Source organism: Actinoplanes sp. CA-142083 (genome assembly GCF_050942195.1).
Lineage (GTDB): Bacteria > Actinomycetota > Actinomycetes > Mycobacteriales > Micromonosporaceae > Actinoplanes.
In genome coordinates this window covers 3,921,380-3,938,364 of sequence record NZ_CP192076.1, presented here as the reverse complement: position 1 = coordinate 3,938,364, position 16,985 = coordinate 3,921,380, and the positions used below count along the sequence as shown (strand labels likewise).

Here is a 16,985-nt window from a genome sequence, read left to right as displayed (position 1 = left end):
ATGAGACGCGAGCGCATCCACGGGATCCGGATCCGGCGACTGCGCCTGCACGCCGAGGACCGCGCGTACGATGTGGACTTCCGCGGGCCGGCCGACTCGCCCCGGCCGCTGTCGGTGATCGCGGGGGCCTTCGGCACCGGCAAGACGACGATCCTGGAGTTCGTCGACTACTGCCTCGGCGCGTCCGAGCACCCGGCCATGCCGACGGTGCGGGCGGCCACGCTCGAGGTCGAGCTCTCCGGGACTCCGTATCTCATCGAGCGGGCCGTCGGGGAGCCGTCGACGTACGCGTACGTGTGCCCCGGCCGCCTCGACGAGTCCGGCGCCACCGCTCCCGAGCGCCGCCCGCTGCGTCCCGCGGGCGCGACCAACAGCCTGTCCAGCCTGCTCCTGTCGCACTGCAAGCTGGAGGGCGTGCGGCTGCGCGACCGGCTGGCCGCCGGCGACGCGGTGACCGATCCGCTCAGCTTCCGCGACCTCATGTGGCTGTGTTTCCTGCCCAACGAGCGCCTCGACGACCGCGACCTGCTCTTCGAGAGCGTCCCGATGAAGAACCTGAAGCTGCGCCAGGTCATCGACGTGGTCTTCGACGTGCACGACGACCGGGCGATCGAGCTGGGCCGGCGCATCCGGACGCTCGAGGCAGCGCTCAGTGCTTCCCGGGAGGCGTACCGGATCGCTCGCGGTTTCGCCGCCTCCCTGGAAAGCTCGTCCCAGGCCGATCTCTTTGATCTCGAGCGCGCCGCCAAGTCCGAGCTCGCCCTCTGCGCCATGGAGACGGCGGCCCTCGACGAGCGCGCGCGAGCCTCCACGTCCTTCGCCGCCGATCTGCGCGAGCGCCATCGCCGGGCGGCGGTCGCGGCGCGGGAGGCGGCCGCGCTGCTACGCGACCGCGAGACCCAGGCCGAGCGGATGACGTCGCTACGCGCCACGTACGCCGAGGACGTCAGCAAGCTCGTGATGCTCACCGAGGCCGGCAGCCTGTTCCCGCCGATGCGCCTGGACATCTGCCCCTCGTGCCTCTCGCTGCTGGAGACCTCCGACCGGCGCTGTCCGTCCTGCGGCGCGGTCGTCGAGCCCGACGGCCCGCCCGACGTCCAGGCCGAGCTGCGGTCGGCGCGGGCGCGGCTGGCCGAGCTGACCGAATACCTCGAGTCGCTGGAGCAGGAGATCCCCCGGCTTCTCGCCGAGGTGGAACGGTCCCAGCAGGCCGAGACCCGGGCCGCGGCCGAGGTCGACGCGGCGACCGAGCACGCGGTGACGCCCTATCTCGCCGAGCGTGACGCGCTGGCCCGGCGGCGCGAGGAGGCGGCGGCGACGCTGCAGCGCGCGGTGGACGGGCTGCGGCTGCTCGGTGGGCTGCAGCAGCGGGCGGACGCGGTCGATCACCTGCAGGCCCAGCTCACGTCGCTGCGCGACGAGCGGGCCATGGCGCCGGCCGCCGAGCGGGCGTCGGTGACGGCGGGTCTGGGGTCGCGCTTCCGGGACATCTTGCGCGAGTGGGATTTCCCAGGAGCGGCTGACGCGTACGTCGCGGACGACCTGACCCCGTACACCCGGGGGGAGCCCTACACGTCGGCTTCGTCCGGCGCCCGGACCCTGATCGCCCTGGCCTGGCAGCTGGCCGTCTTCGAACTGGCCTGGGAGAGCCGCTCGTCGCATCCCGGTTTCCTACTGCTGGACAGCCCGCAGAAGAACCTCGGCCAGGAGATCAGCCGGGTCTATCAGCACCTCGACGCGTGGCTGGCCGGGCCGGGCGCCGGGGCGCAGATCGTGGTCGCCGACAACGCGCCGCCGCCGTCCGCCGACTCGGACGTGATCGTCCGCTTCTCCCGCGAGACGTCGCTGTTCATTTAGCCGCTGCTATCACCTGGGTCAGCGCGGCGTGCAGGGCGCGCAGCTCCTCGATCGGCATGCCCAGCCGCTGGACGACGGCGGGCGGGATCTTCAGCGCCTCCTCGCGCAGGGCGCGGCCCGACCCGGTGAGCGTGATGGCGAGGCTGCGCTCGTCGCCCGGCTTGCGCTCGCGGCGCAGGTAGCCGACCGCCTCCAGGCGCTTGAGCAGCGGCGACAGCGTGCCGGGGTCGAGCTGGAGCAGCTCGGAGAGGCGGCGCACCGACACCGGGGAGTGCTGCCACAGGGCGAGCATCACCAGGTACTGCGGGTGGGTGAGGCCCATCGGCTCGAGCAGCGGGCGGTAGACGCCGACCACGCCGCGGGCCGCCACCGACAGCGCGAAACAGACCTGCTCCTCCAGCGCGAGCGGATTCGCGGTGTCGAGCGCGTCACTCATCGGCCATCCCCCTTCAGCTCGCCCCCATCCTACCGATAGTTTGTACACCAACGGTTGGGGTACAAACTTTCTCGGGAGGTGCGACATGAGCCGGTTCACGCGGTGGTGGCACGAGACCTTCGACGACTGGGCGTTCCGGTCGCTGATCGGGCCCGCGCAGACCAAGGGCGCGGTGCACGGTTGCGACCAGAGCGCCCGTGAGCAGTGGAAACGTGATATTGCTAGGCGGAAGCAGTTCACCCAGGAGCAGCGGGAGCTCCGCCGCTTAAGACAACGTTCATAATAAATTTCACGTTGACCCTGGGCGCGAAGGAATCTTGCCGGTAGGTTTCCCTGGCTGCGGACCACACGAGGGAAAGGCGCCACGCGCTCCATGGCCGGCACGACGCAACTGGGCCCCCACGCCCGTAAACCCGAGCTCCGGGCCCTGACGGGACTGCGCGCCGTGGCCGCGATCGCCGTGGTCGTCTCGCACGTCGGCGTCCCCAAAAGCCTCCCTGACCACGTCGCCAAGATCGCCCAGTGGGGCTACATCGGCGTGCCGCTGTTCTTCATGCTCTCCGGCGTGGTCCTGGCGTACAACTACCCGGAGCTGCGCCCCCGCAACACGCGGCGGACGATCAAGTTCTACGTCGCCCGCATCGCCCGGGTCATGCCGCTGTACTGGGTGATGATCGCGTACTGCTTCGGCCTCTACTGGTCGGTCAACCACAAGCAGTACCCGTGGGCCCTGGTCCAGAACGTGTTCGCGGTCCAGACGTGGAGCCCCGACCTGCTGGTCGCGCAGTCGTACTACAACGGCCCCGGTTGGTCGATCGGCGCCGAGCTGTTCTTCTACGCGCTGTTCCCGTTCCTGGTGCCGGTGATGGCCGGGATCGCGAAGCGCTGGGGCCCGCGCGGCCTGGTCCTGGTGATCGCCGCGGTCGCCGTGCTCACCATCGCGCTGGTCGCGTGGTTCACCATCACCGGCCGGGCCACGCTGCCGGCCGAGAACCCCGCCTCCGGCCACCGCTGGCTGTACCGCAACCCGCTCTGCCAGCTGCCGATCTTCATCTGCGGCATGGCGATCGCGTTCCTGCTGCCGCACGCCCGCGAGTGGAGCAAGGTCACGCACAACGTCATCCAGACGGTCGTGCCGCTCTACGTGCTGCTCCTGGCGGCGTACCGGGATCAGGGCTCGTTCTGGGGCGTGGCCTCGTACGGCGCGTTCTTCGTGATCCCGTTCGCGGTGGCGCTGCTGTCGCTCGGCTCGGGGCAGGGCTGGCTGGCGCGGCTGCTCTCCACCAAGCCGATGGTCGCCCTGGGCGTGGCGAGCTTCGCGCTCTACCTCACGCACCGGTGGCTGGTCTGGCAGCTGAGCACCTTCGACCCGGTCGCCAAGGGGCACGGCTTCGACCCGTACGTCGGCTTCCTGCTGACCATCGGGATCCTGCTGCTGATCGGGGAGGGCGCGCACCGGTACGTCGAGGAGCCGGCCCGCCGCTGGATCATCAAGATCTCCAACAAGCTGGCCAAGCGCTTCCCGTCCCGCCGCCGGCCGCTCCCGGCCGCGCATGAGGCGCCGACCGAGATTCTCGAGCTTCCGGTGGCGCGAGAGCCCGCGTCAACTGTCGTCCACTGAGTCGACTTTCGGCTTTCCTGGCCGCGTCCGGCGCTGTCGCCGGGCGCGGTTCGCCGTTTCCGCCCCCTGGATAATGCCTGGTAGTGGCCCGGTCGATGTCGCAGAGTAATTGCTTGACTCCTAATAGTCACCAACACTTCGGGATATGGACGAGTCGTAGCCTCCGAGTACTACGCACGTGCGCACTTGAAGAAGCCTGGATTCCGACCAGAATCAGGTCATGACGTACGGCAAGAAAGACCTGCCTTACCCCTACAGCCAGGACTTTTCCGGCATCGTCACCCGCGTGAAGGGTGTCCGGGAGTCCACCCGCGCCGCCCTGGTGAACTCGTTGAAGGTCGCCTCGTACCTGAAGGCCGGGGCGAACCTCGTCGAGCGCCACCTCGGCGCCCCCGAGGTGGTCACCCCCAGCGGCGACGGCTGCAAGGAGTACTGGTCGGGTCTGAACTTCTTGTCGGAGCGGGCGCTCTCCCGCGAGGTGGCCAACCTCGAGGAGCCGTTCCTGCGGCAGCGCGGCACCGGGCCGTACCGCTCGACCTGGGCCAGCCACGACGACTACCTCAACGACCTGCTCTCGTTCCTGTTCCACGCCATGAACTACGACCCCCAGTACGGTGCCGAACTGGAGACCCGTGGCGACTGGCTGGCCACCGACGAGAGCTTCGTCGACGCCGTCGACCGCTCGATCCTGCACGAGATCATGGCGATCTGCCGGATGCCGCTGTTCCGGCTCCAGCTGATCGTCTGCGCCACCGCCGATCGCAACGACCGCATCCACGACACGATCGCCAGCAACTACGCCGGGGCCCTCGAACCGTGGTCCAAGGTGTACGAGCAGACCATCGCCACCCGTGGCTACCGCTTACGCGAGGGCATCACCCTCGAGCAGTTCACCAACATCCTCGCCGCCATCGTGGAGGGCTTCGCCATCCGCCAGCTGGGTGATCCCGGTTCGGACATGTTGGGTGAAGACTCTGGAGACAACCTCGCCGGCATGGCGATCCTCGGCATCATGAGCAGCTACCTCGTACCCGTCGATGAACCAAGTGGCCCGACTCTTCGTGAACAGTTCGAAGGCGTTAAGCAACCGATCGAGTACGGGGAGTAACCATGACCAGTACCACTGAGAGGCCCGCGACCCCCAGCGCGGCCAAAACCCCCTCCTGGTGGGACCGGCAAGGCGACCTCATCATGCGGCGGCCGTTCAACGAGTGGACCTTCACCCACATGAACTGGCTTCTGCCGACCGAACGGGTGGCCCGCGGCGAGGTGCACCGGCCCCTTCCCTACGATCCCCACCACCTCGACCTGACGTACCGGTTCGAAGGGCACGACCGTTCCCTCGCCGAGCTGCACCGCCGCACCAACACCACCACCTTCGTCGTGGTGCACGGCGGCCGCGTCGTCCACGAGTACTACCCGGGCGTCTTCGCCGGCCCGCGCACCCGGATGCAGCTCTTCTCCGTGTCCAAGTCGATCACCTCGCTGCTCGTCGGCATCGCCCTGCAGGAAGGCACCATCGACGGCCTGCACGACCGCGTCGCCGACTACCGCCCCGACTTCAAGGGCACGGCGTACGAGGAAGTCACCATCCACAACCTGCTGAGCATGACCAGCGGCGTCGGCGACCTCGAGGCCTGGGATGTGCCGGACGCCGGCATCAAGCGCTTCGAGCAGGCCATCATGGGCGGTGGCGACGTGGCCGCCGTGGTCCGCAGCTCGCCGCGCACCCAGCCCCCGGGCGAGGCGTTCAACTACTCCACCTTCGACACGCAGGTGCTCGGCTGGGTGCTCGAGGCCGCGGCGAAAACGCCGCTGGCCGAGTACTGCTCCGACCGCCTGTGGCGGCACCTGGGCGCCGACCGGGACGCGTACTACTGGCTCACCCGGGGCAAGCCCCGCTCGGCGATCGGCGGCGGCTCGCTCAACGCGACCGCGCGCGACCTCGCCCGCGTCGGCATGCTGATGATCAACGACGGCGTCGTGGCCGGCCGGCAGGTCGTCCCCCGCGACTGGGTCCGCCGCAGCCGCAGCAGCGACCTCCCGCAGCTCGCCGTCGGCAACCTCGGCCCGAGCGGGTACACGCACTACGGCTACAGCAACCAGTGGTGGACGCTGGGCAGCGTCTGTCACGACGCCTTCACCGGCCTGGGCGTCCACGGGCAGTACCTCTTCATCGACCACTCCGCCGACGTGGTCATCGTCAAGACCAGCGCCTGGCCGACGCAGGACGACGAGACTCGCGACCGCGAGACCATCACGGCGCTGCGCCGGGTAGCGGATCACTTCGCGACCGCCCGCTGAAACACACCCCAGATGTCCGCCGAGGGCTCCACCGTGCCTGACACATCCGCCCTAGGAAGGGAGAACAACGGCGGCGCACGTCCTCGGCGGGGCAGCCCACCCCACTCTCACCTGGCCGACGGCATCCCACACGCCGACCCCCCGCGTGGGGTGCCGTCGCCAACTTCTCCGTGACGAGAGGGGAGGCAGCGAGAGGCCCGGACCGGGCGACAGGTCCGGGCCTCTTTCGCGCGTCCGGCCGCTCGCGCCTCCCGTGGTCCGGCCGATCATCGGGTTAGCGTAAGGAATGCTGAAATTTCGGTACAAGTCGGTCAAGGTGGCCGCCGCCTTGATCTCGGGTCTCACGCTGATGGCGCCCGTGGCCCCGGCCGCCGCCGCCCTCCCCCGCACCGTCACCGGCCGCATCGCTGACGCGGGGGCCGGCCGCTTCCTGGAGACCGCACCCGGGACCGCCGCACCCGGGACCGCCGCACCCGGGACCGCCGCACCCGGGACCGCCGCACCCGGGACCGCCGCACCCGGGACCGCCGCACCCGGGACCGCCGCACCCGGGACCGCCGCACCCGGGACCGCCGCACCCGGGGCCGCCGCACCTGGGGCCGCCCACCTGCGGCCCGGACTCCCTCGGCTGCAGGACGCGCTGCTCGCGCCGGCCGACCTGCCGCGTGGCTACGCGCCGACGATGAGCGGCTACACGGGCACGATCGCCGGGCTGAGCACCGACACGAACATCTGTGACCACAAAATCAGCTCCCACGGCGGTGGGGCGACGGCGCAGGCGGCGTTCATCCGCGGGATTCCCGGGCCGATGCTCTTCGAGACTCTCAGCGCGACCGGGCCTCGCACCGCCCGGGCCATCGTCGCGGGCATCGCCGCCGCACCCCGGCTGTGCAAGTCGTTCAACGACGCGCCCGGGTCGTCCGTGGCCTCCGGCCTGCAGCTCGTCCCGCTGCGCGTGCCCCGCCTGGGCGACGCCTCGGCCGCGATCCGCTTCCGCATGCGTCCCGCCGGCGCGATGGGCATGGACATCCGGGGCACCCTGATCTCGATCGCCCGCCGCGGCGTCTCCGTGACGATCGTGCAGGTCAACGGCTCGCGCACCGACCAGCGCGAGATGTACCGCGTCGCCATCACCGCGATCCGCAAACTCGACCGCGCGATGTAGCGGGCCGCGCGCTCCCGCCGGGCCATGCGCTCCCGCCGAGCCACCCGCTCCCGCCGAGCCACCCGCGCCCGGCGGGACACGCCGCTGAGCGGGACGCCCGAGGGGACGGGACGCCTGGCGGGGCGGTGGGCAGCGGCTGGCGGGAGCGCGTGATGGGGTCAGGGCAGGAGCAGGGACTTGATGGCCCGGCGCTCGTCCATGGCTCGGTAGCCCTCGGGTGTCTGGTCGAGCGGCAGCGTCAGGTCGAAGACCCGGCCGGGGTTGATGTCGCCCTTCCAGACCAGGTCGATCAGTTCGGGCAGGTACTGGCGGACGGGGGCCGGGCCGCCGTGCAGGGCGACGTGCGTGCGGAAGAGACGGTCGCCGCCGATCTGGACGCCGTGCGGGACGCCTACGAAGCCCACGTGGGCGCCGGGGCGGGCGGCGGCGATGGCCTGGTCCATCGACTCGGCGGTTCCCACGCATTCGAGGACGGCGCCGGCGCCGACGTCGTCGGTCAGCTCGCGGACTTGGGCCACTCCCTCCTCGCCCCGCGAAGTGACCACGTCGGTCGCCCCGTACGCGATGGCCAGTTTTTGTCTTGGCTCGTGGCGGCTCATCGCGATGATGCGAGCCGCGCCCATCTGGGCGGCCGACAGGACGCCGAGCAGGCCCACCGCGCCGTCACCGACCACCAGGACCGTCATCCCCGGGCGGACCTGGGCGGCAACGGCGGCGAACCAGCCGGTGCCCATCACGTCCGAGAGGGTCAGCAGGCTCGGGATGAGCTCCGGCGCGGGCTCGCCGGGGGTCGCGACCAGGGTGCCGTCGGCCAGGGGCACGCGCAGCAGCTCGGCCTGGGCGCCCACGACCGGCTGGCGGTGCTGGCAGGCCGATTGATAGCCGGCCCGGCAGTGCGGGCAGGTGTTGTCCGAGGCGATGAACGAGCCGATCACGAACTGGCCGGGCTTGACGGTCGTGACGTCGGCGCCCACCCGCTCGACCACGCCCACGTACTCGTGCCCCATCGGCCTGGGGCCGTCGATCTGGTTGATGCCGCGATAGGGCCAGAGGTCGGATCCGCAGACGCACGCCGCCGCGACCCGGATGATCGCGTCGGTCGGCGCCTCGATCTCCGGGTCCGGCCGCTCCTCGAAGCGGACGTCCCGAGGCCCGTGGATGACAGCTCCCCGCATGGGTGATCCTTTCGCTACCGATACTCCCGACCAGCATGCCCCTTTTCGTGTCCGCGCCGATGTGCTGGGCTGGACCCCAGGCACAACAGGTGGAGGGATCGTGGGCAGAAGCCGGGCGGATAGTCTGCGGTGGATGGCGGAGGGCACAACCCTGCTGCTCGGGGCGCTGGACGCGCTGCCCGACAACAGGCTCGCCGGGGACTGCGCGCTGCCGGGGTGGAGCGGCAAGCATCTGGTCGCGCACGTGGCGCTCAACGCCGAGGCCCTGATGAACCTCGCCACCTGGGCCCGCACCGGCGTGGAGACGCCGATGTACTCCTCGCCCACGCAGCGCGACGCCGACATCGAGACGCACTCCGCGCTGCCGGCGCCCGAGCTGCGCGACCGGGTGGTCGAGACGGCGGTGGCGCTCGACGCCTCGCTCGCCGGGCTCACCGAGGAGCAGTGGCGGCAGCCGATCCGCACCCGGCAGGGGCGCGAGGTCACCGGCGAGGAGATTCCCTGGATGCGGGCGCGCGAGGTGATGGTGCACGCGGTGGACCTGAACGCGGCGGTGCGGTTCGACGACCTGCCGGGTGACTTCCTCGAGTCACTCGTCGAGGACATCGTGGGCAAGCGGTCCGGGGCGGGGCTCGAGCTCGTCGCCACCGACAAGGACCTGCGGTGGACCGTCCCCGGGGACACCAAAACCGAGGTGAGCGGGACGGTCGCGGGGATCGCCGCGTACCTCGCGGGCCGCGAGGCCGACGGCCTGAGCAGGCCGGCGCCACCGCTGGAACCCTGGTTGTAAGCAAGATTTCCGACATCGACCGAGGTAGAGCCGCCGAGTTAGCGTGTGCCATGCACAGCGTCGGGCGGACGGCCGAGCCGGGCGAGCCGGTGCGCGGCGTCGTCGCGCGGGCTGTGCTGACCCGCAGCGGAAAACCCCAGAATGAAACCCCGGAAAGGCCCGGCACGGCGCTCGCACCCATCGGCAATCGGGCCGTGGCGACGCTCATGGCGCCCCCGGAGCCGGTCGCGCCGATCGTGATCGCCAGGCCCGCCTCCGCCTCGCTCTCCCTCGACGATCCGGGCTTCAACCCCACGACCAGGGCACATGACCTGCTGCGGGCAGTCGATTCGGAGCAGTACACGTACGCGATGAAAAGCTCCGGCGGGCCCTGGGGCGGCATGACCGAGGACGTCGAGGCCGAACGAAGAAAGATCGACTTCTCGGCCGTGGTGACCGCGCTGGACGGGTTGACGGCCAGTCAGGTGAAACGCGTCGAGGAGGTCTTCTTCGAGTTCGAGAAGAAGACGACGCTGCGCGACGACCTGTTCGGCCTGGGCCAGTCCGGACGCAAGGCCGACCTGAAGCCCGACCAGGTGGCCCGGCTGCAGGCGCTGCTGGCCGGGACGAAGGCCGAGCCGATCGCGCCCGAGGTGATGGCCGAGCTGCGCAAGTACCCGCCGGAGATCGCCGGTCCGCTCAAGGCCGACCTGGAGAAGCGCGCGGACGCCGGCCCGGCCCTGCACCGGCACGAGGCCGAGGCGGCCGAGATGCACCAGCTGCTCGCGAGCGACCTCGAGGAGGGCCCCCGCGAGCGGCTGATGGCGATGCACCGGCGGTCGTTCGAGGAGATCGACGCGGTCGACGCGATCTATGCGAAACAGTACGGCCCGGCCGCGCTGATGCTCGACCTCAACAAGCGGCTGGAGGGCCTGCAGCGGATGCGGATGACCGAGCTGCGGTCGGGCAAGTTCCCGCAGGCCGACGCGTGCGCGATCGAGGACAAGCGGCGCCGCATAGAGGAGCTGAACAAGCAGGACAGCAAGTTCGACGACATCCTGCCGGGCGGGCTCTCGGTGGGCTACGACGTCCTGCGCGAGCAGCGCAAGAAGGAGAAGCTGAAGCTCACCGGCGACATCCAGGCGATCGTCGAGCTCAACAAGAAGGAGGCCCTCGCCGAGGCCACGAGCTCGGGCCGTGAGTCCGGCCAGGTGGTGGCCGAGCGGCTGCGGAGCATCCTCGACCAGCAGCACGGCGAGGTGGGCAACACGCTGGGCGCCGAGCTCGGCCGCACGCTCGCAAAAGAGGACGCGGAAGTGCTCGCCGCCGCGACCGATCCCTGGAACACCACAAACAGCTCCAATCTGGTACGCGCGGCGGCGGCGCAACTGGTCGCGGACGAGAAGCACGGCGCCACGAGCGCGAAGAAGGTCATCGAGACGCTCAAGGGTTTCCGCGAGCTCGCCCAGCACGACCTCACCGCCCAGGCGTACGACCCGCGGGTGCCGGCCGAGCAGAAACAGGCCCTGCTGCGCGACAGCGAGAGCGCGGTGACCCGCCTGGCCCAGACGTTCGTCGACGAGTACAGGGCGGAGTACACCAAACTCGCCGGCGAGAAGGGCCGCAGCTACGACGAGATCATGGAGAGCGCCGACGACGCCGACGAGCGGTACATCAGCGACCTCTCGTACGGCGGCGGGCGCACCTCCGACCTGGGCGAGCTCGAGCACGCCATGGGTAAGAAGGACGTCGACGCGGTCAAGGCGCTGCTGCGCAAGCAGCCCACCCGGGAGAAGGTCGACGAGCTGATCGCGGCGTACAACAAGCAGGGCGACGGCCACGACCTGCGGCGGGAGCTGTTCGGCGCCGACCAGCTGGGCCGCACGGCCACCCCCGAGCTGGCGCAGCTGGGCAGTTCGATGTTCGTGCAGGGCGGGCTGGTCAGCGGGCGTGACGACGCGCAGGTGGCCGAGCAGCTGATCAAGCCGGGCGCCGCGGAAATGAAGGGCGAGGGCGAGGCCCGCTGGATCGTCAAGAGCGGGATGACCGAGTACGGCGTCACGATGGACCACCGCGGTCTCACCGGGCGGCTGCGCGAGGTCGGCGACGACCCCGAGACCCAGCGGCTGCTCGAGCGCACCCGCGACGACCTGGCGGCGCTGGGCCGGCAGTTCGAGGCGGAGAAGGACCCGGCGAAGCGGGAGCGGCTGGTCGCCGAGATGCGCCGGCTGCGGGCGACGCTGACGGGCGACGCGGACGCCTATGAGAAGGACAACGAGCGCGTCCTCGGCGAGATCAGGTCGGCGCTGAGCTTCGCGGTGTCGATCGCGCTCGCGGTGGTCATCCCGGGCGCCGGTCCGGGGATCGTGGCGTTCCTGCAGACCACGGCGCTGAACATCGCGGCCAACGTCGCCTCGAACTTCGTGATCAAGATGGGCGACTACTCTCTCGACGACCTCAAGGCCGACGTGCTGGGCGGGGCGCTCGGCGCGGGCGGGGCGAAGTTCGGCGAGGAGCTGATGGGCCGGGTCGCGGCGGCGGTGATGAGGCCGGCCGCGGAGGCCACCGCCGAGACGGCCGGCAAGCTCGGGGTGAAGACGGCGCTGGCGCGCGAGGTCGGCTCGATCGCCGGGGCCGGGGAGAAGACGGTGATCGCGGCCACCGAGTTCGAGATCAGGACGGCCACCCAGGTCGCGTCCAAGAGCATCGTCGAGACCGGCGCCCGCGAGGTGGGCGGGTTCTTCGGCGGCATCTACGCTCCCAAGATCATGACCGGCGACTTCGGGCTGACCGTGGAAGAGGTGCTGAAGGCGCTGGCGGCGACGGCGGCCGGCAAGGCGGCGCACCGCAAGAAGCCGGGCACGGTCGAGGAGGAACCCACCGCCAAGCCGGCCGAGGAAGCCGTTCTCCCCGTCGCTCACGAGTTCCAGCCCGAGCCGGCGCCGCCCACCGCTGACGCCTTCGGGCCGCGTACCAACAAGGAGATGCTGCTCGACAGCGGCATCCCGCCGGCCAGCGCCAAGGGCTTCCAGGACGTCGCCGACGTCTTCAACGTGGTCATCAAGGTGCGCCCGACCAACACCGCCTCGCTGCCGGTCCTCGAGTCCGGCGGCGTCGCCAAGCCCGAGCTCATCAAGGCGAAGACCGTGAACCGGGTCGACCAGCTGATCGGCGCGCCCGCCGACGGCCTCGGCAAGGTCGGCTTCTTCGAGCCCCGGATGCCCAGCGAGCCGATCCTCGAGACGCTCAAGCCGGACGCGCGCAAGGCCGTCCAGGACCGCTACAACCAGCGGTTCGAGGAGTTCAACCACTACCGCGAGGAGTACGGCAAGCTCGCCGAGCAGGGCCTGCTGAAGATGAAGGACGGCGTGCTGCAGATCGCCGACCCGCGCACCGGCGAGTTCCACGACATCGGCGGCGACCACGACATCTTCGAGATCACCAACGCCGACGGGACGCCGCTGAACCACGACGTGCGCCGCGCGCTGATCAACCAGATGCGGTCGATGGGCATCAACGTCGAGCACCCCGACCACGTGAGCTGGAAGGCGGACAGCCCGCAGACGCACGACACGGCGGCCGACCAGAAGATCCGCAAGCAGCACGAGACCGAGGAGCCGCTGGTCGCGTTCGTGCCCAAGTCGCAGCCGCGGCAGGTGATGGCGAACGACGCGGTCACCGGGCCGCCGCGCACCGAGGGCCCGGGCGACCGCTTCATGCCGGCGAAGAGCGGCCAGGTGACCGAGCCCGGCCCGGCCGGCCCGGACCGCGAGCCCGTCGCGATGCGGCCGGCCGGCAACCGCAACCGGGCCCCGGGCGGGCCGCCCGACGCGCTGAACACCCGGATCGCCGGGCACCTGCTGGACGTGCGCGCCGAGTGGGCCGGCCTCCCGCACCAGGTCCGCGCCGAACGGCTGGTCCGCGCGATCGCCTTCGAGATCCAGAACACCGGCTGCCCGATGCCAAGAATTCGCATGATCGCCGGCGAGAATTCATTCTTCCACCCCGACTCGTGGCTGATCGAGATCGGCCGCCCGGCGATGACCACCGACAACCCGTCGGCGGCCGAGTTCGCCGAGATCTGCGATCACATCCGCCACGAGTGGGAGCACGCCATCCTCGAGTTCCGGGTCGCGCGCCGGGAGGCCCGGATCACCGGCGAGGACATGCACGAGATCTCCGATCGCCTCGGCATGGACATCGGCGCGGCTCAGCGGGCCCTGGAGGCGAACGCCGCCCCGCCCGGGCGGTTCGAGGCGATCGACGGCCTGCTGGACGCCCAGGCCGCCCTGATCAACCAGAGCCTGCGCGGCGCCGGCGAGCGGGAGCGCAAGACGATCCTGAACGACCTCACCCGGGCCGAGAAGGCCCTGGCCCGGGCGCGGGAGAAGAGCGGGCCCGGCGCGAGCGAGGCGATCGGCCGGGCGATCGACAGGTACAACGATGCGCACGAGAGATACATGAACCTGCCCGACGAGATGCTCGCCTGGGATGTCGGGCGGCAGGTGCAGGAGGTCGTGCGCAAGCACCACGACCTCGCGGCGGACATGGCCGCCGCGCACAAGGAGCTTGCCGTCCGCGATGCCGCCCTCGAGGAGGCGCTCGCGGCCGGTCACGCCGGCGATGATCTCGACCGTCTGCAGGAGTCGGTCGACCGTGCCGGGAAACGCCTCGATCAGCTGGTCAGAACGCTGGCCCGCCGCACCGGGAGGAATCCGTGACGAACTGGGACGACGAGTGGGCCGAGCTGCTCGAGGCGCTGTGCGCCGACGACGCGAGCCGGATCGGCACGGTCGGCAAGCACGAGGGCGAGCTCGCCCCGGTGCGGCCGACCAGGTTCCGCTGGCTCGACAGCCTCGACTGGTGGCCGGCCGGGCACGGCACCGGCATTGCCGTGCTGGAGCTCACCGATCCGGGGACGGTCCCGGCCGAGGCGTGGGAGCCGCTGTGCGGCCCGCTGCGCGAGGCGCGGGTGACCCGGCAGGGCCATCTGCTGGTGGGCCGGCACACGCCGGCCGGTTCCGCCCGCCGGGCGACGCTCACGCTCGTCACCGACGAGTCCGACGACGGCGTCCGGGCGCGGGTGCTCACCGTGCGGATCCGCGTCGAACCGGTCTGAGCGGCCGCCCGTTCGGCCGAGGGCCCGCCGGCCGGTCCGGACTGACCGTTCGCTGACCTCCGGTAGCGGTTCCGGTCGCCCTGCGTCACCAAGATCGACAGACGAGCCCACCTGGTTGACAAATGCGAGTGACGGCCGACTAAGTTAGTCCCGCCATACGCGAGGGGCATTCACCTCGCCTGCACCAACACGGGGGAAACGTGCGCAAAGTCGGTGTTACGTGACGCTTTCCGGGCCTACGGCACGCCTGCCCGAGCGCCCGCTCCTGGCCGGCCGGTCGGTGGCCATGGTCCACGAGTGGTTCGGCGCGACCGGCGGCTCCGAGGCGGTCTTCCTCGCGATCGCCGACCTGCTGCCGCACGCCGAGCGGCTGGTGCTCTGGGCCGACGAGGGCGTCGAGACCGACCGGTTGCGGCTCCACCAGTCGTGGATGGCCCGCACCCCGCTCAAGCAGAGCAAGGCGCTCGCGCTGCCCGCCATGCCGCTGGTCTGGCGCACGCTGAGCAACCACAAGTTCGACGTGGTCATCTCGTCGAGCCACGCCTTCGCGCACACGGTCAAGCTGGGCGATCCGGCCGAGACCCGGCACCTGAGCTACATCCACTCCCCCGCGCGCTACGTCTGGAGTCCCGACTTCGACGGCCGCGGGTCGCACCCGGCGCTCAGGGTGCCGCGCAAGGTGCTGCAGAAGGCGGATCTCCGGCTCAGCAAGCACGTCCACGCGTACGCGGCGAACTCGCGCGAGGTGCAGGGCCGCATCCAGCGGTTCTGGAACCGCGACGCCGAGGTCGTCAACCCGCCGGTCGACGTTTCCTACTTCGCGTCCGCGCCGGCCCACGAGCAGCACCAGAACCGGGACTACCTGCTCGGCGTCGGCCGCTGGATCCCGTACAAGAACTTCGATCTGATGATCGCGATCGCCGACGCCGCCGGCCTGCCGCTGGTGATCGCCGGTTCCGGCCCGGAGGAGGAGCGGCTGCGCAAGCTCGCCGCGACCGTCCGGGTTCCGGTCCATTTCGAGGTATGCCCGCCGCGCGAGCGCCTGCGCCAGCTGTTCTGGGGCGCCCGGGCGCTGCTGTTCCCCGCGCACGAGGACTTCGGCATCATCCCGGTCGAGGCGATGGCCTGCGGCACCCCGGTGGTGGGCCTGCGCCGCGGCGGACTGCTCGAGACGGTGGTCGACGGCGAGACCGGGTTCCTCGTCGACGGCCTCGAGCCCCGGCCCTATGCCGTCGCCGCGCATCGGGTCGGCGAGCTTTCCCCGCAGCGGATCCGTACGCATGCCGGCGCCTTTTCGGCGGACCGGTTCGCCGACCGGATCGCCCGCTGGATCGACCATTCGTCCCAATAGCCGCATTGCGCCGCCGGCGGCGGGGTGGAAGCCGAAACAACCGTGACGTAGCATCACGGACCTCCCCCTCGCGAATTACTGACGTGAATGTCAAGAAATGCACCGACTTCGAGGAGAGTTAGCGGGCCATGGCACCAGCGCAGAAGCGTGCCCTGATTACCGGCATCACCGGCCAGGACGGGCTCTATCTTTCAGAGCTTTTGGTCAGCAAGGGATACCAGGTATTCGGGTTGATCCGAGGGCAGAACAATCCCAAGCGGGACATGGTCGAGCGGTTGCTGCCGGCCGTCGAGCTGCTCGAGGGCGACTTGGGCGACATGAGCTCGCTGGTCGGTGCGGTCAACTACTGCCAGCCGGACGAGGTCTACAACCTCGCCGCCATTTCGTTCGTGGCGTTCTCGTTCAAGCAGCCCGAGCACACCGGGAACATCACCGGTCTGGGCGCCCTCCGCCTGCTCGACGCGATCCGCATCGCCGACAACGGCCGCGGTCAGATCCGCTTCTACCAGGCCTCGACCAGCGAGCTCTTCGGCAAGGTCCGGGAGACCCCGCAGACCGAGCTGACCCCGTTCCACCCGCGCAGCCCGTACGGCGTGGCCAAGGCGTATGCCCACCACATGACCGTCAACTACCGCGAGTCGTACAACATGCACGCCTCGTGCGGCATCTTGTTCAACCACGAGTCCCCGCGCCGCGGCCACGAGTTCGTGACGCGGAAGATCACGAGCGCCGTCGCCCGCATCAAGCTGGGCCTGCAGGACTCGCTCTCGCTCGGCAACCTCGACTCGAAGCGGGACTGGGGCTTCGCCGGCGACTACGTCCGGGGCATGTGGGCGATGCTGCAGCAGGACGAGCCGGACGACTACGTGCTCGCGACCGGCGAGACCCACTCGATCCACGAGTTCCTCGACCTCGCCTTCGCGGCGGTCGGCATCGAGGACTGGAAGCCCTACGTCAAGCAGGACCCGCGCTTCATGCGCCCGGCCGAGGTCGACCTTCTGCACGGCGACCCGACCAAGGCGAAGAAGGTCCTGGGCTGGGAGCCCGAGGTCTCGTTCCCCGAGCTCGTGACGATGATGGTCGAGAACGACCTCCAGGTCGAGAGCACCAAGGTCCCCCGGCAGTTCGCGCCGCCGACGAGCATCGTTCGGTGAATTCGATGTACGCCGCCGGCCTCTCCCCCAACCG

At 70.5% G+C, this 16,985-nt stretch carries 12 protein-coding genes; 10 read left to right on the top strand and 2 right to left on the bottom strand.

The window, feature by feature from the left end:
• Positions 1 to 1,857, top strand: a complete 1,857-nt coding sequence (locus tag ACQPZX_RS17960) for a DNA recombination protein RecN (RefSeq protein ID WP_433381910.1) — start codon at positions 1 to 3, stop codon at positions 1,855 to 1,857.
• On the opposite strand, the gene ACQPZX_RS17955 is transcribed toward ACQPZX_RS17960, so the two are convergent.
• Positions 1,850 to 2,293: a MarR family winged helix-turn-helix transcriptional regulator gene (locus tag ACQPZX_RS17955; protein ID WP_433381907.1), complete on the bottom strand. Its 444-nt coding sequence runs from the start codon at positions 2,291 to 2,293 to the stop codon at positions 1,850 to 1,852. The two genes, ACQPZX_RS17960 and ACQPZX_RS17955, sit on opposite strands and share 8 nt — an antisense overlap.
• A 373-nt stretch (positions 2,294 to 2,666) precedes the next feature.
• On the opposite strand from ACQPZX_RS17955, the gene ACQPZX_RS17950 reads away from it, so the two are divergent.
• From ACQPZX_RS17950 to ACQPZX_RS17935, 4 genes are all read left to right on the top strand, one after another.
• On the top strand, positions 2,667 to 3,914 hold the full coding sequence (locus ACQPZX_RS17950; RefSeq protein ID WP_433381904.1) for an acyltransferase family protein: 1,248 nt from the start codon (positions 2,667 to 2,669) through the stop codon (positions 3,912 to 3,914).
• Positions 3,915 to 4,134: 220 nt separating this feature from the next.
• On the top strand, positions 4,135 to 5,022 hold the full coding sequence (locus ACQPZX_RS17945) for a hypothetical protein (RefSeq protein WP_433381901.1): 888 nt from the start codon (positions 4,135 to 4,137) through the stop codon (positions 5,020 to 5,022).
• A gap of 2 nt (positions 5,023 to 5,024) precedes the next feature.
• Positions 5,025 to 6,218 (top strand): serine hydrolase domain-containing protein, encoded by a 1,194-nt coding sequence (locus tag ACQPZX_RS17940; protein ID WP_433381899.1) that lies wholly within the window; start codon positions 5,025 to 5,027, stop codon positions 6,216 to 6,218.
• A 286-nt stretch (positions 6,219 to 6,504) separates the two neighbouring features.
• Positions 6,505 to 7,383, top strand: a complete 879-nt coding sequence (locus ACQPZX_RS17935) for a hypothetical protein (protein ID WP_433381896.1) — start codon at positions 6,505 to 6,507, stop codon at positions 7,381 to 7,383.
• Between the two features lie 158 nt (positions 7,384 to 7,541).
• Here ACQPZX_RS17935 and ACQPZX_RS17930 read toward each other — a convergent pair whose 3' ends face one another.
• The gene (locus tag ACQPZX_RS17930) at positions 7,542 to 8,558 is read right to left on the bottom strand and encodes a zinc-dependent alcohol dehydrogenase family protein (protein ID WP_433381893.1); all 1,017 of its coding nucleotides are present in this window, start codon (positions 8,556 to 8,558) and stop codon (positions 7,542 to 7,544) included.
• 133 nt (positions 8,559 to 8,691) lie between these two features.
• On the opposite strand from ACQPZX_RS17930, the gene ACQPZX_RS17925 reads away from it, so the two are divergent.
• The 5 genes from ACQPZX_RS17925 (at position 8,692) to gmd (ending at position 16,951) form a co-directional block, all read left to right on the top strand.
• On the top strand, positions 8,692 to 9,348 hold the full coding sequence (locus ACQPZX_RS17925) for a maleylpyruvate isomerase family mycothiol-dependent enzyme (RefSeq protein WP_433381891.1): 657 nt from the start codon (positions 8,692 to 8,694) through the stop codon (positions 9,346 to 9,348).
• 50 nt (positions 9,349 to 9,398) lie between these two features.
• Positions 9,399 to 14,048, top strand: a complete 4,650-nt coding sequence (locus ACQPZX_RS17920) for a hypothetical protein (protein WP_433381888.1) — start codon at positions 9,399 to 9,401, stop codon at positions 14,046 to 14,048.
• Positions 14,045 to 14,446, top strand: a complete 402-nt coding sequence (locus ACQPZX_RS17915; RefSeq protein WP_433381885.1) for a hypothetical protein — start codon at positions 14,045 to 14,047, stop codon at positions 14,444 to 14,446. The genes ACQPZX_RS17920 and ACQPZX_RS17915 overlap by 4 nt, the downstream gene beginning before the upstream one ends.
• Before the next feature lie 220 nt (positions 14,447 to 14,666).
• Positions 14,667 to 15,797 carry a glycosyltransferase gene (locus tag ACQPZX_RS17910; protein WP_433381882.1) on the top strand — a complete coding sequence of 377 codons (1,131 nt, stop codon included), beginning with the start codon at positions 14,667 to 14,669 and terminating at the stop codon, positions 15,795 to 15,797.
• A 128-nt stretch (positions 15,798 to 15,925) separates the two neighbouring features.
• On the top strand, positions 15,926 to 16,951 hold the full coding sequence (gene gmd / locus ACQPZX_RS17905; RefSeq protein ID WP_433381879.1) for a GDP-mannose 4,6-dehydratase: 1,026 nt from the start codon (positions 15,926 to 15,928) through the stop codon (positions 16,949 to 16,951).
• Positions 16,952 to 16,985 lie beyond the last annotated feature (34 nt).

What these genes read in the sequence shown, in the direction of transcription:
- ACQPZX_RS17935 (WP_433381896.1), top strand. Translation starts at nt 6,505, where the DNA reads ATGCTGAAATTTCGGTACAAGTCGGTCAAGGTGGCCGCCGCCTTGATC.
- ACQPZX_RS17930 (WP_433381893.1), bottom strand. Translation starts at nt 8,558, where the DNA reads ATGCGGGGAGCTGTCATCCACGGGCCTCGGGACGTCCGCTTCGAGGAG.
- gmd (WP_433381879.1), top strand. Translation starts at nt 15,926, where the DNA reads ATGGCACCAGCGCAGAAGCGTGCCCTGATTACCGGCATCACCGGCCAG.
- ACQPZX_RS17940 (WP_433381899.1), top strand. Translation starts at nt 5,025, where the DNA reads ATGACCAGTACCACTGAGAGGCCCGCGACCCCCAGCGCGGCCAAAACC.
- ACQPZX_RS17955 (WP_433381907.1), bottom strand. Translation starts at nt 2,293, where the DNA reads ATGAGTGACGCGCTCGACACCGCGAATCCGCTCGCGCTGGAGGAGCAG.
- ACQPZX_RS17925 (WP_433381891.1), top strand. Translation starts at nt 8,692, where the DNA reads ATGGCGGAGGGCACAACCCTGCTGCTCGGGGCGCTGGACGCGCTGCCC.
- ACQPZX_RS17920 (WP_433381888.1), top strand. Translation starts at nt 9,399, where the DNA reads ATGCACAGCGTCGGGCGGACGGCCGAGCCGGGCGAGCCGGTGCGCGGC.
- ACQPZX_RS17960 (WP_433381910.1), top strand. Translation starts at nt 1, where the DNA reads ATGAGACGCGAGCGCATCCACGGGATCCGGATCCGGCGACTGCGCCTG.
- ACQPZX_RS17945 (WP_433381901.1), top strand. Translation starts at nt 4,135, where the DNA reads ATGACGTACGGCAAGAAAGACCTGCCTTACCCCTACAGCCAGGACTTT.
- ACQPZX_RS17950 (WP_433381904.1), top strand. Translation starts at nt 2,667, where the DNA reads ATGGCCGGCACGACGCAACTGGGCCCCCACGCCCGTAAACCCGAGCTC.